This window comes from Albimonas marina, from assembly GCF_029223255.1.
Classification (GTDB): Bacteria; Pseudomonadota; Alphaproteobacteria; order Rhodobacterales; family Rhodobacteraceae; genus Albimonas.
On record NZ_JARHUC010000004.1, the window covers coordinates 451,665 to 478,039 of the forward strand.

Genomic DNA, 26,375 nt, shown 5'->3' on the forward strand with positions numbered 1-26,375 from the left:
CGCGGCGAGGGGCGCGCGGGCCCCCCGCCGCGCCGCGCGGCGGTGCTGGCGGCCTGCGCTCACCGCGCGGTCTGCTCGGCGGGGGCGTCCTCGCCGAGCTGGTCGAAGGCCTCGAGCGTGCGCATCGCGTAGCTGTAGGCGGCGCCGGCGTTCATGGCGATGGCGGTGCCCATGGCGTCGGCGAGCTCGGCCTCGGTCACCCCGGCCTTGCGGGCGCGCTCGGCATGGACCGCGATGCAGGTGTCGCAGCGGGTGGTCACGGCGACGGCGAGCGCGATCAGCTCCCGCGTGCGGGCGTCGAGCGCGCCGTTGCCGTTCTGCCCGGCGGAGAGGGCCTGGAACCCCTCGACCATCTTCGGGTTGGCCTTGGCCAGCACGGCGCCGGCGCGGCGGCCGGTGCGCAGGTAGGATTTCCAGTCGAGGAACATGGGCGCGACCTCCCTTCAGTCGCCGGGGGTCAGCCCCGGCCCATCGTGTAGAACTCGGGGTTCGGGCGCATGCCGGTGACGTTGGCCATGCGGTTCGAGAGCGCGAAGAAGGCGGCGATGCCGGTGATGTCCCAGACGTCGTCGTCGTCGAAGCCGTGGGCCTTCAGCGCCTCGATCTCGGCGTCGCCGACCTCCTGCGCGGACTGGGAGACCTGCATCGCGAAGTCGAGCATCGCCTTCTGGCGGGGCGTGATGTCGGCCTTGCGGTAGTTGATCGCGACCTGGTCGGCGATCAGCGGGTTCTTGGCCCGGATGCGCAGGATCGCGCCGTGGGCGATCACGCAGTACTGGCACTGGTTGAGGTTCGAGGTGGCGACCACGATCATCTCGCGCTCGGCCTTGGTCAGGTTGCCCGGCTTCTCCATCAGGGCGTCGTGATAGGCGAAGAAGGCGCGGAATTCGTCGGGGCGGTGGGCGAGGACGAGGAACACGTTGGGGATGAAGCCGGCCTTCTCCTGCACGGCCTCGAGCTTCTCGCGGATGTCGTCGGGCAGCTCGGCGAGGGTCGGGACGGGGAAACGGCTGATCGGCAGGTCGGCGGTCATGGAGCGGGGTCCTGAAACGGGCGGCGCGCGGGGCTGGTCCCGGGGCGCGGAAATCGGAAGACCGCCCCGGCGCGGGGCCGGGGCGGGGAGGTTCGGCGGCGTCAGGCGATCGAGGGGTCGATCGGCACCACGGCGCGGCCGCGGACCTGGCCGGCGAGCAGGCGCTCGCAGGTGGGGATCACCTCGGAGAGCGGAACCTCGACGGTCATCGAGGCGAGGAGCGCGGGGTCGAGGTCGGCGGCGAGGCGGGTCCACGCCTCGATCCGGTCGGCCTTGGGGCGCATCACGCTGTCGATGCCCGCAAGCGTCACGCCGCGCAGGATGAAGGGGGCGACGGTGGCGGGCAGGCCCATGCCGGCGGCGAGGCCGCAGGCCGCGACCGTGCCGCCGTAGCGGATCTGGGAGAGCACGTTGGCGAGCACCTGGCCGCCGGCGACGTCGACGGCCGCGGCCCACCGCTCCTTGCCCAGGGGGCGGCCCTTCTCGGCGAACTCGGCGCGGTCGAGGATCTCGGAGGCGCCGAGCGCCTTGAGGTAGTCGCTCTCCTCCGGGCGGCCGGTGACGGCGTGGACCTCGTGGCCGAGCTTGGCGAGCAGGGCGACCGCGACCGAGCCGACGCCGCCGGCGGCGCCGGTGACCAGCACGGGGCCCGAGGCCGGGGTCACGCCGTTCTTCTCGAGCGCCAGCACGCAGAGCATCGAGGTGTAGCCGGCGGTGCCGATGGCCATGGCCTGCTGCATCGAGAACGCGTCGGGGAGCGGCACCAGCCATTCGCCCTTCACCCGGGCCTTGCCGGCGAGGCCGCCCCAGTGCGTCTCGCCCACGCCCCAGCCGTTGAGGACGACGCGGTCGCCTTCCTTCCAGTCGGGGGAGGTGGAGCTTTCCACGACGCCGGCGAAGTCGATGCCGGGGACCATGGGGAACTTGCGCACCACCGGCGACTTGCCGGTGACGGCGAGGCCGTCCTTGTAGTTCAGGGTGGAGGCGGCGACGCGCACGGTCACGTCGCCCTCGGGCAGGGCGTCGTCGTCGAGCTGGGTCAGCTTCACGGTCTGGGCGTCGTCGGCCTTGTCGATGAGGATGGCGTCGAACATGGGGTCTCCTTCCCTTCGGGCGTTGCGCCCTCGGCGTTGGGGAGGGATTAGACCGGGCGTCTCTTAAAAACAAGCGTCGCGTTCCGGGACGGGCCGGCGGGGCGGCTCCGCCGGCCGCTGCGCGGCCGGGACGCCCGCCCGCCGCCCCCGGATCAGGCGAGGGTCGGGAAGACCTCGTGGACGTTGCGCGTGATCCAGTCCCGCACCCGGGCGGCGGCGGGGGAGGGCGCGCGGTCCTGCCGGGTCAGCACGAACCAGTGACGCACGATGGGCAGGCCCTCGGCCCGAATGACGGCGAGGCGGCCGCTGCGCAGCTCCTCGGCCACCGTGTGGGCGGAGATGATCGCGACGCCCAGGCCGCTCATCACCGACTGCTTGATGGTCTCGTTGGACGACATTTCCGTGGTCCGGGCCTGAAGACCCTCGCCGAGGTCGTCTAGGAAGCGCTCCGCCAGGATCCGGGTGCCGGAGCCGGGTTCGCGCATCACGAAGCGCTCGGCCATCAGCGCCTCGCGCGGGGCGAGGGGGAGGGCGGCGAGCGGGTGGTCGGCGGGGGCGATCAGCACGTGGGGATGGGCGGCGAGCGGGATGGCGTCGCACAGCGGCTCCCGCGGGGGGCGGCCCATGATGGTGAGGTCGTATTCGCCGCGGGCGAGGGCCGCGAGGGTCTCGGTCCGGTTGCCGACGCGCAGCGCGATCTCGACGTCGCGCATCTCCTGCTGGAGGCGGGCGACGATGCGGGGGGCGAAGTACTTGGCGGTCGAGACGACGCCGAGCACCACCCGGCCGCTCGCGCCTGCGTCAAGCGCGCGCACGGTTCCCAGCGCCCGGGTCAGGGCGGCCTGGATCTCGGCCTGGGCGTCGAGCAGGGCGCGGCCCTGGGGGGTGGGGGCGGTGCGCTCGGGCCCGTCGCGCTCGAACAGCGGGGAGCCGATCAGGTCCTCCAGCGTTTTCAGCTGGTTATGGATGGCGGGCGCGGTCAGGTGCAGCCGCTCGGCGGCGGCGGAGAGGGCGCCCTCCTCGGCCACCGCCTGCAGGGCGCGGAGCTGCTTGAGGGTGATGCGGTCGAGGCGGCGCATTCAATTTTCCTGAAGGCATCGGCAGAATTTCTAAATTTTCTTATCGCGTCTCCCGTCCGAAAGCTAGCGCCGACGACACGACGAACGACCGGGAGGACCCAGCCATGCGCCCTGAGACGCGCCCTGACGCGCCGCCGATTCCCCAGGCCTTGCAGGGGGTTATGGAGGCGCTGTGCCGGACCGCGGCCGAGCTGGCCGAGCGCATCGGCCGCGGCCCGCTGGACGGCGCCCTGGGCGGCGACGCCGGCGCGGGCCGCAACGCCGACGGCGACGCGCAGACGACGCTGGACGTCGAGGCCGACGCGGCCTTCGCCGCGGCGCTGGGCGGGCAGGACGTGCGCTGGCTCGCCTCGGAGGAGCGCGAGGGGGTGGTGGAGCTGAATCCCGAGGGGGCGCTGGCGGTGGCGATCGATCCGCTGGACGGGTCGTCCAACATCGACGTCAACGTCTCGATCGGGACGATCTTCGGGATCCGGCCGGCGCTGGCGGACGGCGAGGCGACCTTCCTGCGCGACGGGCGCGACCTGCTGGCGGGGGGCTATTTCATCTACGGCCCGCGCACGGTGCTGGCGGTCAGCTTCGGCGAGGGGGTTCGCCTCTTCACGCTGGACCGCGCGGCGGGCCGGTTCGTGGAGACCGAGCCGGCGGCGCGGATCCCCGAGACCTCCTCCGAGTTCGCGATCAACGCCTCGAACTACCGCCACTGGGAGAAGCCGGTGCGCGCCTACATCGACGACTGCCTGGCGGGCGCCGAGGGGCCGCGGGGGCGGGAGTTCAACATGCGCTGGGTCGCCTCGCTGGTGGCCGAGACGCACCGGATCCTGACCCGCGGGGGGATCTTCCTCTACCCCGCCGACAGGCGGGACGGCTACGGGCAGGGGCGGCTGCGGCTGGTCTACGAATGCGCGCCCATCGCCTTCCTGATCGAGCAGGCGGGCGGGCGGGCGACCACCGGCACGGCGCGGATCCTCGACCGCGCGCCCTCCAGCCTGCATGCGCGCACGCCCTTCGTCTTCGGCTCGGCCGGGAAGGTGGACCGGGTGACGGCCTACCACGACCTGCCCGAGGCGGAGGTCGCCTCGCTGTTCGGCGCGCGCGGCCTGTTCCTGGCCTGATCCCCGACCCTTCGGAAGAAACCATGTCCAAGAAGCATCCGATCATCTCGGTGACCGGCTCGTCCGGGGCCGGCACCACGACGGTGAAATCCACCTTCGACCAGATCTTCCGGCGCGAGGGGGTGAAGACCGTCTCGATCGAGGGCGACGCCTTCCACCGCTACGACCGCGCGGCGATGAAGGCCGAGCTCGACGCCCGCAAGGCGGCGGGGGACGAGACGTTCTCGCATTTCTCCTACGACGCCAACGAGTTGGAGAAGCTGGAGGAGGTGTTCCGCAGCTACGGCGAGACCGGCTGCGGCGAGACCCGCCACTACGTCCACGACGAGGAGGAGGCGGAGCGGCACGACGTCCCGCCGGGGAACTTCACGCCCTGGGCGGCGTTCGACGACCGCTCGGACCTTCTGTTCTACGAAGGGCTGCACGGGGCGGTGGTCAACGACCGGGTGAACCTGGCGGCGCTGGCGGACCTGAAGATCGGGGTGGTGCCGGTCATCAACCTCGAATGGATCCAGAAGGTCCACCGGGACTCGTCCAAGCGCGGGTATTCGACCGAGGCGGTGACCGACACGATCCTGCGCCGGATGCACGCCTACGTGCACTGCATCTGCCCGCAGTTCTCGGAGACGGACATCAACTTCCAGCGGGCGCCGCTGGTCGACACCTCGAACCCGTTCGTCGCCCGCTGGATCCCCACCGCCGACGAGAGCGTGGTGGTGATCCGCTTCAAGAACCCCCGCGGGATCGATTTTCCCTACCTGATGTCGATGATCCACGACAGCTGGATGACCCGCGCGAACTCCCTGGTGATCCCGGGGGGCAAGATGGACCTGGCGATGCAGCTGATCTTCACGCCGATGATCCTGCGCCTGGTCTCCGACTCCCGCCGCGCGTGAAGGAGCCCATGACCATGACCTACGCCACGCCCGCGAGGGCGCTCGAGTCCCGCATGGCCGACGCGATCCGCGTGCTGACCATGGACGCGGTCGAGGCCGCGAGCTCCGGCCATCCCGGCGCGCCGATGGGGCTCGCCGACGTCGCGGCGGTGCTGTTCAACCGCTTCGTGAAGCTGGACCCGGCGGACCCCGCCTGGCCGGACCGGGACCGGTTCGTGATGAGCGCGGGCCACGGCTCGATGCTGGTCTACGCGGTGCATCACCTGCTGGGCTACGCGGACATGGGGGCGGACCAGCTGAGGCGCTTCCGCCAGCTGGGCGCCCGCACGGCCGGGCATCCGGAATACGGCCACGCCGCGGGGATCGAGACCACCACCGGCCCGCTGGGGCAGGGCGTCGCGACCGCCGTGGGCATGGCGTTGGCCGAGCGGATGCTGAACGCCCGCTTCGGGGACGCGCTGGTCGACCACCGCACCTGGGTGCTGGCGGGCGACGGCTGCCTGATGGAGGGGATCAGCCACGAGGCCATAGACCTCGCCGGGCACCTGCGGCTGGGGCGGCTGTGCGTCTTCTGGGACGACAACCGCATCACCATCGACGGGGCGACGTCGCTGTCGACCTCGATGGACCAGCGCGCCCGGTTCGTCGCCGCGGGCTGGCAGGTGAGCGAGGTGGACGGCCACGACCGCGAGCAGATCGCGGCGGCGATCGAGGCGGCGGCGCTGGACCCGCGCCCCTCTATGATCGCCTGCCGCACGCAGATCGGGCGGGGGGCGCCGAGCAAGGCCGGCAGCCACAAGGTCCACGGCGCGCCGCTGGGCGCCGCCGAGATCGCCGCCGCGCGCGAGGCGCTGGACTGGCCCCATCCGCCCTTCGAGGTTCCCGCCGAGATCGCCGCCGCCTGGCGCGCCGTCGCCGCCCGCGGCGCCCGGGCGCGGGCCGAGTGGGCGGCGCGGCGCGACGCCAGCCCCCGCGCCGCCGCCTTCGCCGCCGCCCATGCCGCGCCGGACGCCGAGGCGCTGGCCGCGGCGCTGGGCGAGCACAAGGCGCGGCTTGCGAAGGAGGCGCCGCGCGTCGCCACCCGCCAGGCCTCGGAAATGGCGCTGGAGGTGGTGAACGCGGTCCTGCCCAACAGCGTCGGCGGCTCGGCCGACCTGACGGGATCGAACAACACCCGCTCCTCCGCCCAGCGGGCGGTGGCGCCGGGGGACTACGGCGGCGACTACCTCCACTGGGGCATCCGCGAGCACGGCATGGCGGCGGCGATGAACGGCATCGCCCTGCATGGCGGGCTGCGGCCCTACGGCGGCACCTTCCTGGCCTTCGCGGACTATGCGCGGCCGGCGATGCGGCTCTCGGCGCTGATGGGGGTGCCGGTCGTCTACGTGATGACCCACGACTCCATCGGCCTGGGCGAGGACGGGCCGACCCACCAGCCGGTGGAGACGATCGCGAGCCTGCGCGCCATGCCGGGCATGGCCGTGATCCGCCCCTGCGACGCGGTCGAGACGGCCGAGGCCTGGGAGATCGCCGCCGCCTCGGCCCGCACGCCCACGGTCCTGTGCCTGTCCCGCCAGGCCCTGCCGACCCTGCGCCGGACGCCCGAGGCGCGGAACCTGACCGCGCGGGGCGCCTACGTGCTGGAGGAGCCGGAGGGCGGCCGGGACGTCACCCTGATCGCCACCGGCTCCGAGGTCGAGATCGCGGTCGAGGCCGCGGGACTGCTGGCGGCCGAGGGGCTGCGGGCGGCGGTGGTCTCCGCCCCCTGCTTCGAGCTCTTCGCGGTGCAGGAGCCCAGCTACCGCGCCTCCGTCCTCGGCGCCGCGCCCCGCGTGGGGGTCGAGGCCGCGATCCGGCAGGGGTGGGAGCTGATGCTCGATCCCGCGGACCTCTTCGTCGGGATGACCGGCTTCGGCGCCTCGGCGCCGGCGGCCGACCTCTACCGCCACTTCGGCGTCACGCCCCAGGCCGTCGCCGACCGCGCCCGGGCGCTGGTCGCCCGCCGCGCCGCCTGAACCCGGGAGGAAACCCCATGGCGCTGATCACCCTCAGACAGCTTCTCGATCACGCGGCCGAGCATGGCTACGGCGTGCCGGCCTTCAACATCAACAACATGGAGCAGGGGCTGGCGATCCTGGCCGCGGCGCGGGCCTGCGACGCGCCGGTGATCCTGCAGGCGAGCCGCGGGGCGCGCAAATACGCCGGCGACGTGATGCTGCGCCGGATGGTCGAGGCGCTGGCCGAGACCAACCCCTCGATCCCGATCTGCCTGCACCAGGACCACGGGAACGACGACGCCACCTGCCTGAGCGCGATCCGGCACGGGTTCACCTCCGTCATGATGGACGGCTCGCTGGAGGCGGACATGAAGACGCCGGCCAGCTGGGACTACAACGTCGCCATCACCGCCCGCGTCGCCGCCGCGGCCCATGCCGTCGGCGCCTCGGTCGAGGGGGAGCTGGGGGTGCTGGGCAGCCTCGAGACCGGGGAGGCCGCGGCCGAGGACGGCTCGGGCGCCGAGGGCAAGCTGAGCCACGACCAGCTTCTGACCGACCCCGACGAGGCGGTGGACTTCGTGCTGGCCACCAAGGTCGACGCGCTGGCCATCGCCTGCGGGACCTCGCACGGGGCCTACAAGTTCTCCCGCAAGCCGGACGGCGAGATCCTGTCGATGGAGACCATCGCGCGGATCCACGAGAAGCTGCCGGACACGCACCTGGTGATGCACGGCTCGTCCTCGGTCCCCCAGGCGCTGCAGGACCTGATCAACGCCCACGGCGGGCGGATGCCCCAGACCTGGGGCGTGCCGGTCGAGGAGATCGAGCGCGGCATCAGGATGGGCGTGCGAAAGGTCAACATCGACACCGACTGCCGCATGGCGATGACCGGCCAGATGCGCCGGGTGGCGATGGAGCACCCCGAGGAGTTCGATCCCCGCAAGTTCGCCATCCCCGCGATGCGGGAGCTGGAGGCGCTGTGCCGCGACCGGTTCGAGCGCTTCGGCGCCGCCGGCCACGCCGCCCGCATCCGCCCCCTGTCCATGGACGAGATGGCCGCCCGCTACGCCGCGGGCGCCCTGGACCCCCGCGTCGCCTCGCGCGCCGCCGCCTGACGCCCCACCCCGGAGGAAAGACGATGAACGACATGAGCGACCCGCAGGAGATCCGCGACGTCCGCAAGCGCTATGCCGCCGGCGTCCTGAAATACGCCCAGATGGGCTACTGGGACGGGGACTACGAGCCGAAGGACACCGACGTCCTGGCCCTGTTCCGCATCACCCCCCAGGACGGCGTGGACCCGATCGAGGCGGCGGCGGCCGTGGCGGGCGAAAGCTCGACCGCGACCTGGACGGTGGTCTGGACCGACCGGCTGACCGCCTGCGACCAGTACCGCGCCAAGGCCTACAAGGTGGAGCCGGTCCCCGGCCAGCCGGGCCAGTTCTTCGCCTGGGTCGCCTACGACCTGATCCTGTTCGAGGAGGGCTCGATCGCGAACCTCACCGCCTCGATCATCGGGAACGTGTTCAGCTTCAAGCCCCTGGCGGCCGCGCGGCTGGAGGACATGCGCCTGCCGGTCGCCTACTGCAAGACCTTCGCCGGCCCCCCCACGGGCCTGGTGGTGGAGCGCGAGCGGCTGGACAAGTTCGGCCGGCCGCTGCTGGGGGCCACGACCAAGCCCAAGCTCGGCCTGTCGGGCAAGAACTACGGGCGCGTGGTCTACGAGGGGCTGAAGGGCGGCCTCGACTTCATGAAGGACGACGAGAACATCAACTCGCAGCCCTTCATGCACTGGCGGGACCGGTTCCTCTACTGCATGGAGGCGGTCAACAAGGCCACCGCCGAGAGCGGCGAGGTCAAGGGCCACTACCTCAACATCACCGCCGGCACGATGGAGGAGATGTACGCCCGCGCCGAGTTCGCCAAGGAGCTGGGCTCGGTCATCGTCATGGTCGACCTGATCGTGGGCTGGACGGCGATCCAGTCGATCTCGCGCTGGTGCCGGGCCAACGACATGATCCTGCACATGCACCGCGCGGGGCACGGCACCTACACCCGCCAGAAGAACCACGGCGTCAGCTTCCGGGTGATCGCCAAGTGGCTGCGGTTGGCGGGGGTGGATCACCTGCACTGCGGCACCGCCGTCGGCAAGCTCGAGGGCGATCCGCTGACGGTGCAGGGCTACTACAACGTCTGCCGGGAGACGCACAACGCCGTCGACCTGCCGCGGGGCATCTACTTCGAGCAGGACTGGGCCGACATCAAGAAGGTGATGCCCGTCGCCTCGGGCGGCATCCACGCGGGCCAGATGCACCAGCTGCTGGACCTATTCGGCGACGACGTGGTGCTGCAGTTCGGCGGCGGCACCATCGGCCACCCGATGGGCATCCAGGCGGGCGCCACCGCCAACCGCGTGGCGCTGGAGGCGATGGTCCTGGCCCGCAACGAGGGGCGCGACCTGAAGGGGGAGGGCCCCGAGGTCCTGCGCGAGGCCGCCAAGTGGTGCAAGCCGCTGGAGGCCGCGCTGGAGACCTGGGGCAGCATCACCTTCAACTACGCCTCGACCGACAGCTCGGACTACGTGCCGACGCCCTCACCCGCGATGTGAGCCCTGCGCGCCCGGCCGGCCCGGGCGCGCCCCCCTCCCGATCCGACAGGAGACGCGATCATGCGCATCACCCAGGGCTGCTTCAGCTTCCTGCCCGACCTCGACGACGCCCAGATCACCGCGCAGGTGGAATACATCCTGAGCCGCGAGTGGGCGGTCAGCCTCGAGTTCACCTACGACCCCCACCCCCGCAACACCTACTGGGAGATGTGGGGCCACCCGATGTTCGACCTGCGCGACGCGAAGGGCGCGATGATGGAGCTGGACGAGCTGCGCAAGGCGCATCCCGAGGCCTACATCCGCGTGCAGGCCTTCGAGGATCAGCGCGGCTTCGAGACGGTGATGATGTCCTTCATCGTCAACCGCCCCTCCTCCGAGCCCGGCTTCCACATGCAGCGCACCGACGTGCGGGGCCGCTCCCAGACCTACGCCTGGGACGCGCGGTTCTGATTGCCGCGCGCGGCCGCGGGGGCGGGGCGCCCCGGGCTTGATCCGGGGCCTCCGTCGCGGCGATGGGGCGGACGCCGGAGCCACGGCTCCGCTCCCCGCGCGAGCGCCCCGGTTCCGCCCCGGAGCGCCGACCGCCCGGCCGCCCCTCATCCTCGCCGTCGTCCGGGGCCGGGCGGCGGCCACGATCTCCGCCGTCGTCTCCGCATTCCTCTCCTTCCCCGGGCCACATCCCGGAGCGGAGGCGGCGGCGGGGCGGGCCGGCCTCCCGTTCCACCCGGCCCGCGGGGGAGGCGAAGGCGCCGCCTCCCCCCACCCATTCCTCGCGCAAGGAGCCTTCCGATGACCCAGGCCGCGACCCTCGAGGCGGAGACCCCCGCCACACCGCAGACCCCCGTCGCCACCATCGACCTCGCCGCCGAGCGCGAGTCCTCGGGCGTGGACGAGGTGCTGGGGCGGCTGGACGCCGAGCTGATCGGCCTCGCCCCCGTGAAGGCGCGGATCCGGGAGATGGCGGCGCTGCTGCTGGTCGACCGGGCTCGAAAGGCGATGGGGCTGGGGGGTGCGGCGCCCACGCTCCACATGTCCTTCACCGGCAACCCCGGCGCCGGCAAGACGACCGTGGCGCGGATGATGGCCGGCCTGCTCCATCGCCTGGGCTACGTGCGCAAGGGGCACCTCGTCTCGGTCACCCGCGACGACCTGGTGGGCCAGTACATCGGCCACACCGCCCCCAAGACCCGCGAGGTGCTGAAGAAGGCGATGGGCGGCGTCCTCTTCATCGACGAGGCCTATTACCTCTACAAGCCCGACAACGAGCGGGACTACGGGCAGGAAGCCATCGAGATCCTGCTGCAGGTGATGGAGAACAACCGCGACGACCTGGTCGTCATCATGGCGGGCTACGCCGACCGGATGGACCGGTTCTTCTCGGCCAATCCCGGTTTTCGTTCGCGCATCGCCCATCATGTCGACTTCCCGGACTACTCGGACGACGAGCTTCTGCGGATCGCCGAGTCGATGCTGGACGGCAGCGGCTATGCGCTCGACGGCCCCGCCCGGTCGGCGATGAGCGAATACATCGGCCTGCGCCGGGCGCAGCCGCATTTCGCCAACGCCCGCTCGATCCGCAACGCGCTGGACCGGGCGCGGCTGCGGCATGCGAACCGGCTGGTGGCCGACGCGACCGGGCCGGTGGACGCCGCCGCCCTCTCGACCCTGACCGAGGCGGACCTGCGCGCCAGCCGCGTCTTCGCCGGCGGGCTCGACGTCGACCGCGCCGGAACCGGGGAGGCCCGCAAATGACCTTCGACCGCACGCCCAAGATCGCGCCCTCGATCCTCTCGGCCGACTTCGCCGATTTCGGCCGGGAGATCCGCGCGGTCGAGGATCAGGGCGCCGACTGGATCCACGTCGACGTCATGGACGGCCACTTCGTCCCCAACCTCACCTTCGGCCCGCCGGCCGTGGCGGCGTTCCGAAAGCACGTCCGCACGGTGATGGACGTCCACCTGATGATCGCCCCGGTCGACCCCTGGATCGAGGCGTTCGCCCAGGCCGGCGCCGACGTGCTGACCGCCCATGTCGAGGCCGGCCCCCACGTCCACCGCACCCTGCAGGCGATCCGCGGGGCGGGCATGAAGGCGGGCGTGGCGCTGAACCCCGGAACCCCGGCCTCGGCCGTGGCGCACCTGCTGGATCTGGCGGACCTGGTCTGCGTGATGACCGTGAACCCCGGCTTCGGCGGCCAGAGGTTCATCGACCTGCGCGGCAAGGTGGCCGAGCTGCGCGCGATGATCGGCGACCGTCCGGTGCATGTCGAGATCGACGGAGGGGTTGATCCCTCGACCGCGCCGGGGCTGGTCGCGGCGGGCGCCGACGTGCTGGTGGCGGGCTCGGCGGTGTTCCGCGGCGGCTCGGTCGCGCAGCCGGAAGTCTACGGGCGCAACATCCGCGCGATCCGCGAGGCCGTGGCCGCCGCGAGGACCGCCGCATGACCCTCCGCGCCCTGATCTTCGACGTCGACGGGACCCTGGCCGAGACCGAGGAGCTGCACCGCGCCGCCTTCAACGCGGCCTTCGAGGAGGCTGGGCTGGACTGGCGCTGGGACCCGCCGCTCTACGCCCGCCTCCTCAAGACCACCGGCGGCAAGGAGCGCATCGCGGCCTGGACCCGCGACCACCTCGGCCGCCCGATGCCGGAGGGCGAGATCGCGGCCCTGCACGCCGCCAAGACCCGCGCCTACGACCGGCTGGCGCGGCGGGAGGGGCTGGCCCTGCGCCCCGGCGTGGCCGCGCTGATCGCCCGCGGCCGGGCCGAGGGGCTGCGGCTGGCGGTGGCGACCACCACCAGCCGCCCCAACCTCGACGCGCTGGCCGAGCTGGTCTTCGGGCGCAGCGCAGGCGCGGTCTTCGACGTGATCGCGGCGGGCGACGAGGTGGCGCGCAAGAAGCCGGCGCCCGACGTCTACCGGCTGGCGCTCAGGCGCCTCGGCCTGCCGGCGGAGGCGTGCCTGGCGCTGGAGGATTCGCGCAACGGCATCCTCTCGGCCCGCGCCGCGGGGATCGCCACGGTGGCCTGCGCGGGGCGCTACACCGCCGACGAGGACCATGGCGAGGCGACCCGCCGCGTCGCCTCGTTCGAGGCGCTGGCGCGCGCCCCCGACCTCGCCGGCTTCCTCGCGCCCGAGGCGGCCTGAGGGGCGGGCCGGAACCTGCGCCCGCGCATTCGCGCTGGCGCGGGGCTCGGGGATCCCGCAGGCTCGGCCCCGTCGCCGCCGAAGGAACCGCCATGCCCCCCACCCCCCTTTTCCCGGTCGTCGAGACCCGGGACGTCGTCTACGGTCACGCCCTGCGCCGGGACGGGCCGGCGCCCGAAGTCATGGCGCTGGAGCTCGATCTCTACGCCCCCGACGCGCCGACGCCGCCGGGCGGGCGGCCGGCGGTGATGCTGGCCTTCGGCGGCGCCTTCCACCGCGGCTCGCGCCAGGACGACGCCTTCGCGGACGAGCAGGGGCGGACCAGCACCGCCATGGCCGAGTATTGCCGCAGGCTCGCGGCGCGCGGCTTCGTGGCGGCCTCGGTCAGCTACCGGCTGGCGCAGCTGCGGCCCGAGGCGGGGCCGACGCAGGCGATGGCGCCGGGGGCCGCGAACCTCGACCGCATCCAGGTGGTGCGCGGGATGCTGGGCCTGCCCCCGACCACGCCCGAGGAGATGCACGCGGCGATCGAGGGCGCGATCGACGACGTGACGGCGGCCTATCGCTTCCTCGCCGGGGCCGCGCGGCGCTACGGGATCGACCCGTCGCGGATCGTGATCGGGGGCTTCTCGGCCGGGGCGCGGCTGACGATCTCGGCGGCGCTGACCCATGACGTGGACCCCGCCGGCGTGGTCTGCCTGTCGGCCGCGGCGCCCGAGCGCTTCGCGCAGGATCACCGGGCGGCGGGGGGCGCGCGCTTCCCCGCGCTGCTGGTCACCTCGGACGACGACCTGCCCGCGATCCGCGAGGGGGCGCCGCGGCTGCACGGCGCGCTGGTCGAGGCGGGCTTCGACGCGCGCTGGGTGGTGGTCCCCGACCACGGTCATTTCTACCCGGCCGAGGCCCGGATCGAGGGCGGCGAGACCGGGGTGCTGTGGGACGAGATCCTCGCCTTCCTCGACCGCGTCGTGGGCCTTCCCGCCGCCCCGGCGGAGGCGCGCGAGACGGCCTGAGCCGGAGGGCGGGCGCGGGCCCGCCCGCCTCAGGGCAGGCCGGCGCGCGGGGCGTCGACGCGCACGGTCTCGACCCGGCCGGCGCGGCGGCGGCGGGTGTCCTCGCGGTCGTGGTTCACGGCGGTCAGGATGTGCAGGGTGCGGTCGTCCTCCCCGCCCAGCATGCAGGCGAAGGCCTCGGTCTCGACAGGGATCTCGTCCAGGACGCGGCCCCCCTCGGCCACCCGCACGCAGCCCCCGCGGCGGGGCGAGGCGACCCAGACCGCGCCCTCGGCGTCGAGGCAGATGCCGTCGGGGCGCAGGTCGGGGGGCGCGGACCAGACGCGATGATTGCTCAGCGCTCCCCCGGGCCCGAGGTCGTAGGCCGAGAGGCGCCCGCCCCGGGTCTCGCCCACGATCAGGGTCTTGCCGTCGGGGGTGGCGACCATGCCGTTGGGGAACAGCATCGGCTCGCCCACCCGCTCGGCGGTTCCGTCGGGGGCGACGCGGATCAGGCGGGTGGCGGAGGGCTCGCCCTCGCCCCGCAGCACGGCGTCGAGGTCGAAGCCGAAGTTGCCCACCAGCGCGGTCCCGTCGGGCAGGACCAGCATGTCGTTGCAGTGGAAGTCGGCGAGGTCCCACAGCTCGGCATGGACCGAGACGGCGCCGTCGCGCACCCGCAGCAGCCGGCGCGAGGTCATCGCCACCACCAGCAGGTCGCCGTCGGGCATCCAGCCGAGGCCGCTGGGGCGGTCCTCGAGCTCGAGCATCACCTCCTTGGCGCCGTCGGGGGCGATGGCGAGCACCTTGTGGTCGTGCATGTCCGACAGCCACAGCCGCCCGTCATGCCAGCGCGGCCCCTCCCCGAAGCACAGGTCGTCGGCCAGGATCTGCGTCCTGCGGGTCATGCGGCTCCTCCCTTTCTTGTCGGCCGACAGGTTTGCAGAGCCGGGGCGGGCGGGCAAGCGGCGCGGCGGGGGATGGGCGCTCAGGCGACGGGATTGAGCGGGGGCAGCCGCCGGGGGGCCGTCGCGGAGGGGCCGCGCGCGTCGAGGGGCGGATGGCGGCGGCGGGCCTCGGGCAGGGCGCGGGCGAGGGCCTGCCAGGCGGCGGCTTCGTCGCCTTGGCCGGGCGCGTAGCGCGCGGCGCCGAGGGAGAGGAGGGCGGCCTGCACCGCCGGGTCCGCGCGCGGGTCGCCCTGCACCCGCGCCGACCACAGGTCGAGCGCCGGGCGCAGGCCGGCCCGGTCGCGGGCGCGCAGCGCGGATCGAAGCCGGCGCCAGGCCCAGGTCTCGGAGGCGCGATGCGCGGCGCGGCGGCGGGAGAGGCGGGCGCGCAGGCCCGGCGCGGCGCGGCGCAGGAGGGCGGCGAGCACCCCCAGCGCCAGGGCCGCGGCGCCCAGCGACAGCCACAGGCGCAGGCGGGCGGCGGGATCGGGCGGCGCGGCGGCGAGCGGCGGGCCCGAGACCGAGATCGCCACGGCCGGGACCTCGGCGGTCTTCACCCGGCCGTCGTCGAGATCGTACCAGCGCAGGGAGACGGCGGGCAGCTCGCCCTCGCCGCCGCCCTGGGCGATCAGCGAGAGGCGTTCGGTGCGCGCGCCGCCGATCCGGCCGCGGTCCTCGGTCTCGGTCAGCTCGGGCGCCTCGGGATAGGCGGCGAGGCCGGGCGGGCCGCCGGGGGCTGCCAGGGGCGGCAGGACCATCGGCGAGGCGCCGGCGATCCGGGCGGTCAGCGTCACGGCCAAGGCGTCGCCGGGCGACATGGCCTGCGGATCGCCCTCGACCCGCCGTTCCAGCGTCAGGTCCTGGGCGGCGATGAAGGGGGAGAGGTCCTCGGCCCCCGGCGGGATCGTGGCGCGCAGGCGCAGGGCGGGGGTGGGCAGGACGGCGCGCAGGGGCGCGCCGCCCGCGGGATCGGCCCAGGTCACCTGCAGCTCGCCGGCGGGCAGGGCGAAGGCGCCGGGGACCAGCGGCGCGATGCGCCAGCGGCGGGAGACGCCGGACCAGGTCTCGCCGTCCACCTCCGCGCTGGTGGGGTTGGTCGCGCGGGGCGGCAGGCGCACCAGCAGGTCGGGCGCGTCCAGGTCCGGCCAGACCGGCGGGGAGGGGAGGTAGGTGGGGACCAGCAGGGTCATGCGCAGGGTCAGCGGCTGGCCGGGCACGACCTCCTCGGCCGAGAGCTCGACGCTGAGGCGGGGCGATTGGGCGTCTGGCACGGCCGCGGGGCTCTGCGCCGGGGCCGGTCCCGTCGCGAGGAGCGCCGCCGCCAGCGCGAGGATCGGGCCGAGGCGGCCCCCGGCGAGGGGCCTGCGCGGGCGGGCGCCGGCGGGCGCCCGGCTGCGCGAGGCGACGGGGAGGCCGCGGAGGCGGAGGGCGGCGTCGCGGAGGCGGGCCATCGTCGTGGGGATCGTGGCGGCGGCGCCGGGCGCGGGGGGGTCGGGAGGGGTCATTCGCTCGTCCCCCCGCCCGTCGCGCCGCTCCCCGCCCCGGCGGCTTCGAGGGCGAAGCGCTGGCGCAGGAAGTCGGCGGGGCGAGTGTCGACGGTGCGCATCCACTGCTCGGCGGTCAGGGGGGCGGAGCCGGTCTCGGCCTCGCGGGGGACCTGCATCTCCTGGCCGCGGTTCTCCTCGTTGTCGTAGGTCACGTCGTCGGCGCCGAGGTCGGGCTGGTCGCCGGCGTCCTGGTCCTCCTGCGCCTGCTCGACCCAGGCGACGATGCGCCGGGCCTGGGCGAGGTTCTCGGCCGCGTCGGGATAGGCGGGGTCGCGCGCCAGCGCCGTCTCGAACGCCCGCACCCCGTCGCGATAGGCCTGCGAGCGGATCGAGGCGAGGCCCTGCAGGAACGCCGCCTGCGCGGTGTCGAGCGTGGAGAGGGTCGCGACCGCCGCCTTGTAGTCGCCGTCGCGATACTGCGCGTAGGCGCGCCGGTAGGGATCGGCGTAGAGCCGCGCGGCCTGGTCCCAGCGCTTGCGGCGTGCGGCGAGGTCGCCCTGCTGGTCGGGGGCGAGGAACCAGGCGGCGAGGGGGCCGCCGAGCGCGAAGATCCCCGGCGGCTCGGTCGGGGCGGCGGCGCGCAGGTCGCGCGTCCCCTCCTGCGCCCGGGGGGCGGAGGGGAGCGTCAGCGCGGCCGCGAGCAGCGCCGCGGCCGCCCAGCGCATCGTCCAGCCGCGGCGGAACCACAGGAGCGTCAGCAGCGCCGCCGGCCAGGCGAGCCAGCGGCCGCGATCCTCCCACGGCAGGCGCTCGTCGCCCAGGCGCGCCCGCTCCCACGCGGCGTTCAGCAGCCCGTCGATGCGGCGCAGGTCGGACCCGTCGGGGGTGACGCGGATCACCGGCGCGCCCAGCGCGTCGAGCCCCGGGTCGGCGGCGCCCTCGGGCAAGGGGGCGAGCACGGCGAGGCTTGCGCCCGAGCCCTCCAGCGCCGCGCGCGCCTCGCGGGCTTGGGCGAGGTCGACGGCGTCGGCGACCAGCAGCACGCCGCCCGTTCCCTGCGCGCCCTCGGCCGCCAGCAGGTCGCGCGCGAGGCGCAGGGCCGCGGCGGCGACGTCGCCCTCGCGCGGCATCGTCTCGGGCGTCAGGGCGGCGAGGTAGGGGGCGATCAGGCCCGCGTCCTCGGTCATCGGGATCACCACGTGGGCGGAGCCCGCGTAGGCCACCAGCGCCGTGCGCCCGCCAGCGCGCAGGTCGAGGAAATCGCGCAGCTTCTGGCGCGCGCGCTCCAGCCGCGAGGGGGAGAGGTCGGTCGCGAGCATCGAGGGCGCGACCTTGAGCACCATCACCGCGGGGGCGGCCTGGGCGGCGAAGGGATCCTCGGCCCGGGTCCAGGCGGGGCCCGCCGCGCCCAGGGCGCAGAAGACCAGCGCCAGGGCGACGCCGTCGATGGGCTGCGGCCGGCGCCGGCGCGCGGCGTCGAGGCTGAGGGCCGCGTGCAGATGCGGGGCGATCTTCGCCGCCGGCGCCCGCGGCCGGCCCCGGGCGCGGCGGGCCAGCGCCCAGAGCAGCGCGATCAGCGGCAGCGCCGCCAGCCAGCCGGGGCGCAGGAAGCGGAACGCCTCCCAGGCGAGCGCGAGGGACTCGGCGCTCATGCCCGCCCCCGGCGCCGCGAGGCGAGGTGCAGGCCCGCCGTGGTCCCGCCCGCGATCAGCAGCGCGGCGGCCATGGGGATCCAGGCGAGCGCCGTGCGCGGGCGCCAGGACAGCCGCTCGACCTCCCGCGGGGCGAGGCGGTCGATGCGGGCGTAGACCTGCGCGAGCGCATCGGCGTCGGAGGCGAAGGAATAGCCGCCGCCGCTGCGCCGGGCGATGTCCTCGAGCGCGCCGAGGTCCACCCGGTCCTCGCCCGTGGCGTCGGGATCGCCGACGCCGACGGTGTGGATCTCGACCCCGCGGGCGGCGGCGATCTCGGCGGCGTTGACCGGGCTCATGCGGCTGGCGGTGTCGGCGCCGTCGGAGAGCAGGATCAGCAGGCGCTGCTCGACCTCGCTCGCCTCGAAGGTGCGGATGGCGAGGCCGATGGCGTCGCCGAGCGCGGTGTGGGGGCCGGCCATGCCGACCTCGGTGCGCTCCAGCAGGTCGGCGACGGCGTCGAGATCCTCGGTCAGGGGCGACTGGAGATAGGCGCGCGAGCCGAAGACGATCAGCGCCACGCGGTCGCCCTCGCGCCCCTCGACGAAGGCGCGCACCACCTCGCGCACGGCGGCGAGGCGCTGGAGGGGGACGCCGTCGGGGCCTGGGAAGTCGCGCGCGTCCATCGAGCCGGAGATGTCGATCGCGAGCGCCACGTCCCGGGCGGCGCGCGTGACCTCGACGGGCTTCCCCAGCCGCTCGGGCGCGGCGAGGGCGAGCACCAGCAGGGACCAGCACAGGATGGCGGCGGCCATCTGCAGGCGGGAGCGGGCGCGCACGGACGCCCCGCGGCGGGGCTGGGCGCCGGCGGCGCGGGCGACCCGGCGGAAGAAGGGCACGCGCAGGGCAGGCGAGGGCGCGCGATGCGGGGGCGCGAGCAGCCAGACCAGCAGCGGCGCGGGAAGGAGCAGGAGGGCCCAGGGCTCGGCGAGGGAGATCATCGCGCCCCCTCCGCCTTCACCCGCCGCACCCAGCGCGCGGCGAGGGCGCCGAGGCCCGGCGCCGAGGCGCCCCGGCCGTCGTAGGGGCCGTGCAGCAGCGCCCGACCGGGGCCGTGGGCGAAGCCGCCGGATCTCTCGGGCGGAGCGCCTGCGGTCTCGTCCAGGAAGGCCAGCCAGCGCTCGCCCGAGAGGCCGGCGACCGCCTGCCGCGGACGGGCGGTGAGGGCGGCGCGGCGCAGGATCGGGGCGACGGCGGCGGGGTCGTCGCCGGCCTGCGCGAGGGCGGCCAGCGCCTCGCGCCGCCAGGCGTCGGCGCGGCGCCGGCGGCGGCCCGACCGGACGGCGAAGGCGAGCGCCAGCAGGAGCAGCAGCCCCAGCACCGGCCAGCCCGCGGTCTGCGGGAGCATCGAGACCGGCGGCGGCGGAGGCGGCTGGCGCAGCTCGTCCAGCAGGTCGACCAGGTTGGGCGGGGCGGAGGCGGGGGCGGCGGTCGCGGCCTCGTTCCGGGAAGTCGGTGTGGGGCCGGCCTCCGTGGCGACGGATCCGGGCGCGGTCCCGGTCTGGGCCATCCGCACGGGAGGCTCGCCGGCCGGGGCGAGAACTGGGCCGGGAACCGGGCCGGGGGCCGGAGCGAGGGCCGGGGCGTCGAGAGGGCCGCTCATCGGCGCGGCCGGGGGGCGAGGCCCATCAGGCGGCGCATCTGGGGCGTCGTCTCCTCGGCCGTGGTCAGGGGCAGCACGGACACGCCGAGGCTGCGCTGCCAGTCGAGCACCGCGGCCAGCCGGCCGCGCGCCATCTCGCGCAGGGAGCGGTGGGCGCGGCTGTCGGCGGTGTTCACCTCGGCCTGGAGCTCCCCGTCCGAGACCGACAGACGCAGCCCCGCGGGCAGGTCCTGGGCGAACGGGTCGGAGACGAGGCCCAGCACCAGGTCGTTGCGCCGCGCCAGGGCCGAGACCAGGCGGCGCGTCTCCTCCTCCGCCGCGGGGTCGGGGCCCTCCCCGCCCTCCTCTCCGCCAGCGTCGAAGTCCGAGAGGACCACGATCAGGTGGTTGCGCGGCGCGATCCGGGCCACCGCGCGCAGCACCTGGGCGAGGGGCGTGGGCGCGAGGGTCGGGGCGTCGGCCGCGAGCATCCCGTTCGCCTCGGCCAGCGCGGCGAGGAAGCGGTCGAGCGCCGCGCGCCCGCGGGCGGGGCGGATCTCGGCCAGGTGGGCGTCGCCGAAGACGATCCCCCCGACCCGGTCGCCCTGGTCGGCGATGCGGAAGGCGGCCAGCGCCGCCGCCTCGGCCGCCGTCACCGCCTTCATGTTGAGGACCGAGCCGAAGAACATCGACATGCGCTGGTCCACGACGATCAGGGCGGGGCGGTCGCGCTCCTCCGTCGTCACGCGCACGAAGGGCTCGCCCATGCGCGCGGTGGCTTTCCAGTCGATGGCGCGCACGTCGTCGCCGGGGACGTAGGCGCGCAGCTCCTCGAAGGTCAGGCCGCGGCCGCGCAGGCGGGAGGCGTGGCGCCCGTTCAGGGCCGAGCGCGCCGGCTGGCGCGGCGCGAAGCTGAGCGCCCGCGCCCGCCCCTCGAGCGCCCGCAGGCCGGCGAGCGAGACATGCACCCGCGGATCGTCCAGCGCCTGGGGCCGGGCGGCGACGAGGCCGGCGCGCAGGCGGGCGCGGTCGGAGGGGGAGGGGCCGGCCACCGGGCGGGCCCTCAGGGCAGGGCGACGGTGGCGAGGATCTCCTCGACCACGCGGTCGGGGGCGACGCCCTCGCCCTGGGCCTCGTAGCTCAGGCGCAGGCGGTGGCGCAGGACGTCGGGGGCGACGGCGCGCAGGTCCTCGGGGTCGACGTAGTCGCGCCCGGCGAGCCAGGCGTGCGCCCGCCCGCAGCGGTCGAGCGCGAGGGAGGCGCGGGGGCTGGCGCCGATCTCGATCCAGCGGCCCAGGTCCTCGCCGAAGGCGGCGGGCGTGCGGGTGGCCTGCACGAGGTCGGCCATGTAGCGCTCGATGGCCGGCGCCGCGTGGATCGCGGCGATCTCGCGCCGGGCGGCGAAGATCGCGGCCTGGGGGATCGGCTCGGGCGTCGGCGCGGGGGGCGCGTCGGAGGCCTGGGCCTGGGCGGCGATCTCCTCGGAGCGGACCAGGCGGATCACCTCCACCTCCTCCTCGACCGAGGGCCAGGTGACGAGGACGTGCATCAGGAAGCGGTCGGTCTGCGCCTCGGGCAGGGGGTAGGTGCCTTCCTGCTCGATGGGGTTCTGGGTGGCCATCACCATGAAAAGGGGCGGCATCCTGTGGGTCGCGCCGCCGACGGTGACCTGGCGCTCCTCCATCGCCTCCAGCAGGGCGGCCTGCACCTTGGGGGGCGCGCGGTTGATCTCGTCGGCCAGCACCAGGTCGGCGAAGATCGGGCCCGGCTGGAAGCGGAAGCCGCCGGTCTCCTGGGAATAGATCTCGGTGCCGGTGACGTCGGAGGGCAGCAGGTCGGGCGTGAACTGGATGCGCGAGAAGGCGCATTCCAGGTTCTTCGCCAGCGCCTTGATCGCCCGGGTCTTGGCGAGGCCGGGCAGCCCCTCGACCAGCAGGTTGCCGTTGGCGAGCAGGCCGATCAGCAGCCGCTCGATCACCCCCTGCTGGCCGACGATGGCCTCGCCCATGCGGGCGCGCAGCGCCTCGACCGAGTCGCGCGGCGTCACTCGCCGCTCCAGATCTTCGACCATTCGGACTTCATGTCGACGATCACCCAGCCGCGGCCCTCGGCGTCGTCGAGGCCCTTGTCGAGCACGCCGATATGGCCGTCGCGGTCGTAGGCGAACTCGCGCTCGGCGTCGGTGTGGTGGACGATCAGGCCCAGCGAGGGGCCCTCGCCCGAGGTCACGTAGTCCAGCATCTGGTAGTCGCCGTCGGAGTTGCCGAAGGCCAGGATCGGGCGCACGCCGATCTGCTGGGCGATGCCGACGGGCTTGCCCTCCTTGTCGTCGATCAGGGTGGCGCCGCCGGTCTTCATCACGGTCTTGGTCGCGGGGTCCCATTCGGTGTTGCCGCGGGTGCCGACGACCTGCCAGGGGGGGATGCCGTAGGCCGCCTCGGCGAAGCCGCGGATGAAGTCGACGCCGCCGCCCGAGACGATCCAGGTGGCGAAGCCGTTGTCGCGCAGGTAGCCCAGCAGCTCGACCATCGGGGCGTAGGTCATCTGCGCGTAGGTCAGGCCGGTGGTCGGGTGCGTGGCGGTGGTCGCCCAGTCGCGGGCGCGGTCCTGGAACGCCTCGACCGAGAGCCCGGCGTGCGAGACCTCGATCACCTCGAGCAGCCCGTCCATGCCGGTGGCGGCCAGCGCCTCGAGGTCGCCCGCGGCGCCGGCCTTCAGCGCCGGGGAGGTCAGGATCGAGGGGTCCTTCGCGGCCTGGGCCTTGAGGTAGTCGAGCGCGAAGACCGCCTGGAAATACACCGGCTGCTCGGACCACAGGGTGCCGTCGTTGTCGAAGACGGCGATGCGGCGCGAGGGCTCGACATAGCCGGCGCCGCCTTCCTCTGTGACGCTCTCGACGAAGGCCACGATCTTGGCCTGGGCGCCGTCGTCGGCCCACAGGGGCAGCGGATCGGCGGCGAGCGCGGGGGCGGCGGCGAGCAGGGCGCAGAGCGCGGCGGCGGAGGCGGGAAGGCTGCGCATGGCGCGTCTCCTGTTGGCGGGCGGCGGTCCGGCGGGCGCGGGACGGCGGGGCGGATCGCCCGTCGCGCGGTCTCGCGCCGACGCCTGCCCGGACGCGGGCGCCCGGCGAGGGGCGGCGTCGCGTCGGGTCCGGTCGGTCCCGGCGCCGGACGCGCCGGCGGCGGCGGGCGGAGGCGGATCGGAGAGGCGCGGACGACGGGGGCCGTCGTCCGCGCCGGGGTCAGGATCGGGCGCCGGGCCTCACTGGGCCGGGGGCGCCATCTTCTCCATCACCTGGTCGAGCGAGAAGCTCGCCGCCTTCTGTCGGGGCGGGAACTCCTGGAACGTGGACAGGAAGTTCGCCACGTACTGCTGGGCGGGGACCAGCATGTAGGCGCGGTCCAGCATCCAGTCGTAGTAGGTGTTGGAGGTGCGGTAGGCCCGCTCGTAGGGGTCGCGGCGCAGGTTGAAGATCAGCGGCACGCGCAGGGGCGTCAGCGGCTCCATCCAGGCGCGCAGCGTGCCCCAGGCGGTCTGCTCGAGGAAGGTCAGCTTCCAGTCGTTCCAGCGCAGGGCCGCCAGGTCGCCGTCGTCGGTGAAGTAGAAGATCTCCTCGCGCGGGGACTTGTCGGTCTCGCCGGTCAGCATCGGCAGGATGTTGTAGCCGTCGAGATGCACCTTGTACTCGCGCCCGATGGCCTGGACGCCGCCCTGGAGGAGCTGCTCCTTGATGTCCGGGGCCCCGGCCATGGCGAGGAAGGTCGGCAGCCAGTCCATGTGGTGCACGATCTCGTTGGAGACCGAGTGCTCGGGCACCTTGCCGGGCCAGCGCACCATCGCGGGCACCCGCCAGGCGCCTTCCCACTGGGTGTTCTTCTCGGACCAGAACGGGGTCATGGCCGCGTCGGGCCAGGTGTTCATGTGCGGCCCGTTGTCGGTCGAGTAGAACACGAAGGTGTTGTCGGCGATGTCGAGCTCGTCGAGCGTGTCGAGCAGCTGGCCCACGTGCATGTCATGCTGGATCATGCCGGCCTGGTATTCGTCCAGGTGACGGCCGGCGAGCTCGTCGGCCTTCTGGCGCATCTCGGGGGCGACGTGGGTGCGGAAGTGCATCCGGGTGCCGTTCCACCACACGAACCAGGGCTTGCCCTCGTCGGTCTTGCGCTTGATGAAGTCGATCGCCGCGGCGACCGTCTCGTCGTCCACGGTCTCCATGCGCTTGCGGGTGAGGGGGCCGGTGTCCTCGATCGTGCCGTCGGCGGAGGACTTGATCACGCCGCGGGGGCCGAACTTCTCGCGGAAGGTCGAGCCGTCGGCGAGCTTCATGTCGCCGGGATAGTCCTCGTTCTCGGGCTCCTCCTCGGCGTTGAGGTGGTAGAGGTTGCCCAGGAACTCGTCGAAGCCGTGGTTGGTGGGCAGCATCTCGTCCTTGTCGCCGAGATGGTTCTTGCCGAACTGGCCGGTGTCGTAGCCCTGCGCCTTCAGCAGGCCCGCGATGGTCGGATCCTCGACGCGCATGCCGAGGTCGGCGCCGGGCAGGCCGACCTTGGACAGGCCCGTGCGGAACACCGACTGGCCCATGATGAAGGAGGAGCGGCCCGCGGTGCAGGACTGTTCGCCGTAGTAGTCGGTGAACATCATGCCCTCGGAGGCGATCCGGTCGATGTTGGGCGTGCGGTAGCCCATCAGGCCGAAGGTGTAGGCCGAGATGTTCGACTGGCCGATGTCGTCGCCCCAGATCACGAGGATGTTGGGCTTCGATTCCTGCGCGAAGGCGGCGCCGGCGACGCAGGCCAGCGCCGCGGCGGCGACCCAGGCCCGTCTGAAGGTGTTTGGAACAATGCTGCTCATGACGCAGTCTCCCTGTGTTCGCCGGAGGCGGCGTCGCGCAGGCGAGTCCCAAAGGGGCGGAGCCCGACTCGGCGTCGCGTCGCTGGAACGTGATCCTGCGGCAGGCGGGAGTGTGCCTGTCCGGAACATCTTCGATCAAGCGTTGAAATGATGACGTTTTCATAAGGCTGCGGTTGAGCGGGGGCGCCGGCGGCCCGTGCAGGGCGCCGGCGCCGCCCGCGACCGTCAGGCCGTCTCGGCGGCCAGCAGACGTTCGAACAGGCGCGCGACCGCCTCCGCCCCGGGGTCGTTGTGGCCCGCAAGGCTCTGCTCGGACAGGTAGCTCGCCCGGCCGGCGCGGGCGCGGGTGATGCGGGCGGTGGCGTCGGCCCCCTCCCGCGCGGCCTTGGCCGCCGCGCCCAGGCCGCGGGGCAGCGCCTCGAGCGCAGGCGTCAGGGCGTCGACCAGGGTGCGGTCGCCCGGCTGGGCGCCGCCCACCTGCTGCACCCGCTCGAGCCCCGCGCGCAGGGCCCCCACCATGTCCTTGCCCGAGGCCGAGCCGTCGCCGGCGGCCGCGAAGAAGATCGCCAGCAGCACGCCCGAGGAGCCGCCCATGGTCTGGCTCAGCTCCAGCCCGATGGCGCGGTAGAGCTGGGTCTGGTCGGCGAGCGGCAGCCGGTCCATCGCCCCGGCCAGCGCCCGGGCGGCGGTGGCGAGCGTCGAGCCGGTGTCCCCGTCGCCGGACTTGGCGTCGAGCGCGTTCAGATCCGCCTCCGCCTCCACCAGGATCGTGCAGCACCGCTCCAGCAACGCGCGCACGGCGGGGTTGGCCGAGGGGATCGGCTGGATGGGGGTCAGGCCGTCGGGAAGCTCGACCACCTCCACCTCCCCCACCGCGCGGCAGCCGGGCCAGGCCCAGGGGGCGGCGGGGGCCTGCAGGGCGGCCTCATCCTCGCGGGTGGCGGGCAGCAGCGACACCGAGAAGCCCTGCATGTCGAGGGAGGTCATCAGCGGCGCCGGCCCCACCATCCAGCGGACCTGCGAGCCGATGCGGGAGCGGACCAGCTCCTCGGCCAGCACGCCCATCTCCAGCGGCGTGGCCCCGCCGAGGTTGTTCAGCAGCGCCACGTGCGGGCCCGGGCCGATGTGGGGGGCGAGGCGGTCGACCACCATCTCCATCGCGTCGCGGGCGGTGGAGAACTCCACCTGCTCGATCCCCGCCTCGCCGTGGATGCCCAGGCCCAGCTCGGCCTTGCCGCGGGCGATGCGGGTTTCCTTCGGCGATCCGGGGATGGTGCAGGTGTCGAGCGACATGCCGATCGAGGCGACGCCCTTGATGACGCGCTCGGCGGCGGCCTGCACGGCCTCGAGGTCGGCCCCCTGCTCGGCCAACGCCCCGGCGATCTTGTGGACGAAGAGGGTGCCGGCGACGCCGCGGGCCTGGGGCAGGTCGGGCAGGGCCACGTCGTCGTCGACGATGACCATGCCGACCTTCAGGCCCTGGGCGCGGGCGCGCTCGGCCGCCAGCCCGAAGTTCAGCCGGTCGCCGGTGTAGTTCTTCACGATCAGCAGGCACCCGGCCTTGCCGGTGACGGCGAGGATGCCGGCCAGCACCGCGTCGACCGACGGGCTGGCGAAGACCTCTCCGCACACCGCCGCGGTCAGCATCCCCTGGCCGACGAAGCCCGCGTGGGAGGGCTCGTGCCCCGAGCCGCCGCCCGAGACGAGGGCCACCTTCGAGCGGTCCCAGTCGGTGCGCACCACCACCTTGATGTGCGGGTAGCCGTCGAGCCGGGCGAGCCGCCCGCCGGCGGTGCGCAGGGCGCCGTCTATGGCCTCGGTGACGAGCCGGTCCTTCGTGTTGATGAACTGGTCCATG

The 26,375-nt window shown here is 74.1% G+C and carries 24 protein-coding genes; 10 read left to right on the forward strand and 14 right to left on the reverse strand.

Going from position 1 to position 26,375, the window contains the following annotated elements:
- Positions 1 to 59: 59 nt before the first annotated feature.
- The 4 genes from P2H44_RS13605 to P2H44_RS13620 all read right to left on the reverse strand — a co-directional run bounded on the left by P2H44_RS13605 (position 60) and on the right by P2H44_RS13620 (position 3,206).
- Entirely contained in the window at positions 60 to 428 is a 369-nt protein-coding gene (locus tag P2H44_RS13605) for a carboxymuconolactone decarboxylase family protein (protein ID WP_275764247.1), read from the reverse strand.
- 29 nt (positions 429 to 457) lie between these two features.
- A complete protein-coding gene (locus P2H44_RS13610) occupies positions 458 to 1,033 on the reverse strand; it encodes a peroxidase-related enzyme (protein WP_275764248.1) in 576 nt (191 codons plus the stop codon).
- A 101-nt stretch (positions 1,034 to 1,134) separates the two neighbouring features.
- Positions 1,135 to 2,127 carry an acrylyl-CoA reductase (NADPH) gene (gene acuI, locus P2H44_RS13615; RefSeq protein WP_275764250.1) on the reverse strand — a complete coding sequence of 331 codons (993 nt, stop codon included), beginning with the start codon at positions 2,125 to 2,127 and terminating at the stop codon, positions 1,135 to 1,137.
- A gap of 152 nt (positions 2,128 to 2,279) precedes the next feature.
- Positions 2,280 to 3,206: a LysR family transcriptional regulator gene (locus tag P2H44_RS13620; RefSeq protein WP_275764251.1), complete on the reverse strand. Its 927-nt coding sequence runs from the start codon at positions 3,204 to 3,206 to the stop codon at positions 2,280 to 2,282.
- 104 nt (positions 3,207 to 3,310) lie between these two features.
- Between P2H44_RS13620 and P2H44_RS13625 the strand changes: the two genes are divergently transcribed.
- The 10 genes from P2H44_RS13625 to P2H44_RS13670 all read left to right on the forward strand — a co-directional run bounded on the left by P2H44_RS13625 (position 3,311) and on the right by P2H44_RS13670 (position 13,980).
- Positions 3,311 to 4,321 (forward strand): class 1 fructose-bisphosphatase, encoded by a 1,011-nt coding sequence (locus tag P2H44_RS13625; RefSeq protein WP_275764253.1) that lies wholly within the window; start codon positions 3,311 to 3,313, stop codon positions 4,319 to 4,321.
- A gap of 23 nt (positions 4,322 to 4,344) precedes the next feature.
- A complete protein-coding gene (locus P2H44_RS13630; protein ID WP_275764254.1) occupies positions 4,345 to 5,217 on the forward strand; it encodes a phosphoribulokinase in 873 nt (290 codons plus the stop codon).
- 14 nt (positions 5,218 to 5,231) lie between these two features.
- Positions 5,232 to 7,232 (forward strand): transketolase, encoded by a 2,001-nt coding sequence (gene tkt, locus P2H44_RS13635; RefSeq protein ID WP_462976294.1) that lies wholly within the window; start codon positions 5,232 to 5,234, stop codon positions 7,230 to 7,232.
- Positions 7,233 to 7,249: 17 nt separating this feature from the next.
- Entirely contained in the window at positions 7,250 to 8,329 is a 1,080-nt protein-coding gene (gene fba, locus P2H44_RS13640) for a class II fructose-bisphosphate aldolase (protein ID WP_275764256.1), read from the forward strand.
- A 32-nt stretch (positions 8,330 to 8,361) separates the two neighbouring features.
- Complete coding sequence (locus tag P2H44_RS13645; RefSeq protein WP_462976295.1) at positions 8,362 to 9,822, forward strand: form I ribulose bisphosphate carboxylase large subunit; 1,461 nt, start codon at positions 8,362 to 8,364, stop codon at positions 9,820 to 9,822.
- A 60-nt stretch (positions 9,823 to 9,882) separates the two neighbouring features.
- Entirely contained in the window at positions 9,883 to 10,272 is a 390-nt protein-coding gene (locus P2H44_RS13650; RefSeq protein WP_275764260.1) for a ribulose bisphosphate carboxylase small subunit, read from the forward strand.
- A 339-nt stretch (positions 10,273 to 10,611) separates the two neighbouring features.
- Positions 10,612 to 11,574: a CbbX protein gene (cbbX, locus tag P2H44_RS13655; RefSeq protein ID WP_275764261.1), complete on the forward strand. Its 963-nt coding sequence runs from the start codon at positions 10,612 to 10,614 to the stop codon at positions 11,572 to 11,574.
- The gene (gene rpe, locus P2H44_RS13660; RefSeq protein ID WP_275764262.1) at positions 11,571 to 12,266 is read left to right on the forward strand and encodes a ribulose-phosphate 3-epimerase; all 696 of its coding nucleotides are present in this window, start codon (positions 11,571 to 11,573) and stop codon (positions 12,264 to 12,266) included. The genes cbbX and rpe overlap by 4 nt, the downstream gene beginning before the upstream one ends.
- Positions 12,263 to 12,967, forward strand: a complete 705-nt coding sequence (locus tag P2H44_RS13665) for an HAD-IA family hydrolase (RefSeq protein WP_275764263.1) — start codon at positions 12,263 to 12,265, stop codon at positions 12,965 to 12,967. Before rpe ends, P2H44_RS13665 begins: the two co-directional genes overlap by 4 nt.
- A 92-nt stretch (positions 12,968 to 13,059) precedes the next feature.
- Positions 13,060 to 13,980, forward strand: coding sequence for an alpha/beta hydrolase (locus tag P2H44_RS13670; protein WP_275764264.1), 921 nt, complete (start codon positions 13,060 to 13,062; stop codon positions 13,978 to 13,980).
- Between the two features lie 29 nt (positions 13,981 to 14,009).
- On the opposite strand, the gene P2H44_RS13675 is transcribed toward P2H44_RS13670, so the two are convergent.
- From P2H44_RS13675 to P2H44_RS13720, 10 genes are all read right to left on the reverse strand, one after another.
- A complete protein-coding gene (locus P2H44_RS13675) occupies positions 14,010 to 14,867 on the reverse strand; it encodes an SMP-30/gluconolactonase/LRE family protein (RefSeq protein WP_275764265.1) in 858 nt (285 codons plus the stop codon).
- 80 nt (positions 14,868 to 14,947) lie between these two features.
- Positions 14,948 to 16,411, reverse strand: coding sequence for a hypothetical protein (locus P2H44_RS13680; RefSeq protein WP_275764267.1), 1,464 nt, complete (start codon positions 16,409 to 16,411; stop codon positions 14,948 to 14,950).
- Complete coding sequence (locus P2H44_RS13685) at positions 16,408 to 18,045, reverse strand: vWA domain-containing protein (protein ID WP_275764269.1); 1,638 nt, start codon at positions 18,043 to 18,045, stop codon at positions 16,408 to 16,410. The genes P2H44_RS13680 and P2H44_RS13685 overlap by 4 nt, the downstream gene beginning before the upstream one ends.
- A complete protein-coding gene (locus tag P2H44_RS13690) occupies positions 18,042 to 19,025 on the reverse strand; it encodes a VWA domain-containing protein (RefSeq protein WP_275764271.1) in 984 nt (327 codons plus the stop codon). The genes P2H44_RS13685 and P2H44_RS13690 overlap by 4 nt, the downstream gene beginning before the upstream one ends.
- Positions 19,022 to 19,594 (reverse strand): DUF4381 domain-containing protein, encoded by a 573-nt coding sequence (locus P2H44_RS13695; protein WP_275764594.1) that lies wholly within the window; start codon positions 19,592 to 19,594, stop codon positions 19,022 to 19,024. Before P2H44_RS13695 ends, P2H44_RS13690 begins: the two co-directional genes overlap by 4 nt.
- Positions 19,595 to 19,683: 89 nt before the next feature.
- Positions 19,684 to 20,718: a DUF58 domain-containing protein gene (locus tag P2H44_RS13700; RefSeq protein WP_275764272.1), complete on the reverse strand. Its 1,035-nt coding sequence runs from the start codon at positions 20,716 to 20,718 to the stop codon at positions 19,684 to 19,686.
- An 11-nt stretch (positions 20,719 to 20,729) separates the two neighbouring features.
- Positions 20,730 to 21,737, reverse strand: a complete 1,008-nt coding sequence (locus P2H44_RS13705; protein ID WP_275764274.1) for an AAA family ATPase — start codon at positions 21,735 to 21,737, stop codon at positions 20,730 to 20,732.
- Positions 21,710 to 22,687 (reverse strand): HAD family hydrolase, encoded by a 978-nt coding sequence (locus tag P2H44_RS13710; protein ID WP_275764275.1) that lies wholly within the window; start codon positions 22,685 to 22,687, stop codon positions 21,710 to 21,712. The genes P2H44_RS13705 and P2H44_RS13710 overlap by 28 nt, the downstream gene beginning before the upstream one ends.
- 240 nt (positions 22,688 to 22,927) lie before the next feature.
- On the reverse strand, positions 22,928 to 24,517 hold the full coding sequence (locus tag P2H44_RS13715; protein WP_275764276.1) for an arylsulfatase: 1,590 nt from the start codon (positions 24,515 to 24,517) through the stop codon (positions 22,928 to 22,930).
- A gap of 225 nt (positions 24,518 to 24,742) precedes the next feature.
- Positions 24,743 to 26,374 carry a dihydroxyacetone kinase subunit DhaK gene (locus P2H44_RS13720; protein ID WP_275764278.1) on the reverse strand — a complete coding sequence of 544 codons (1,632 nt, stop codon included), beginning with the start codon at positions 26,372 to 26,374 and terminating at the stop codon, positions 24,743 to 24,745.
- Position 26,375: the final 1 nt, after the last annotated feature.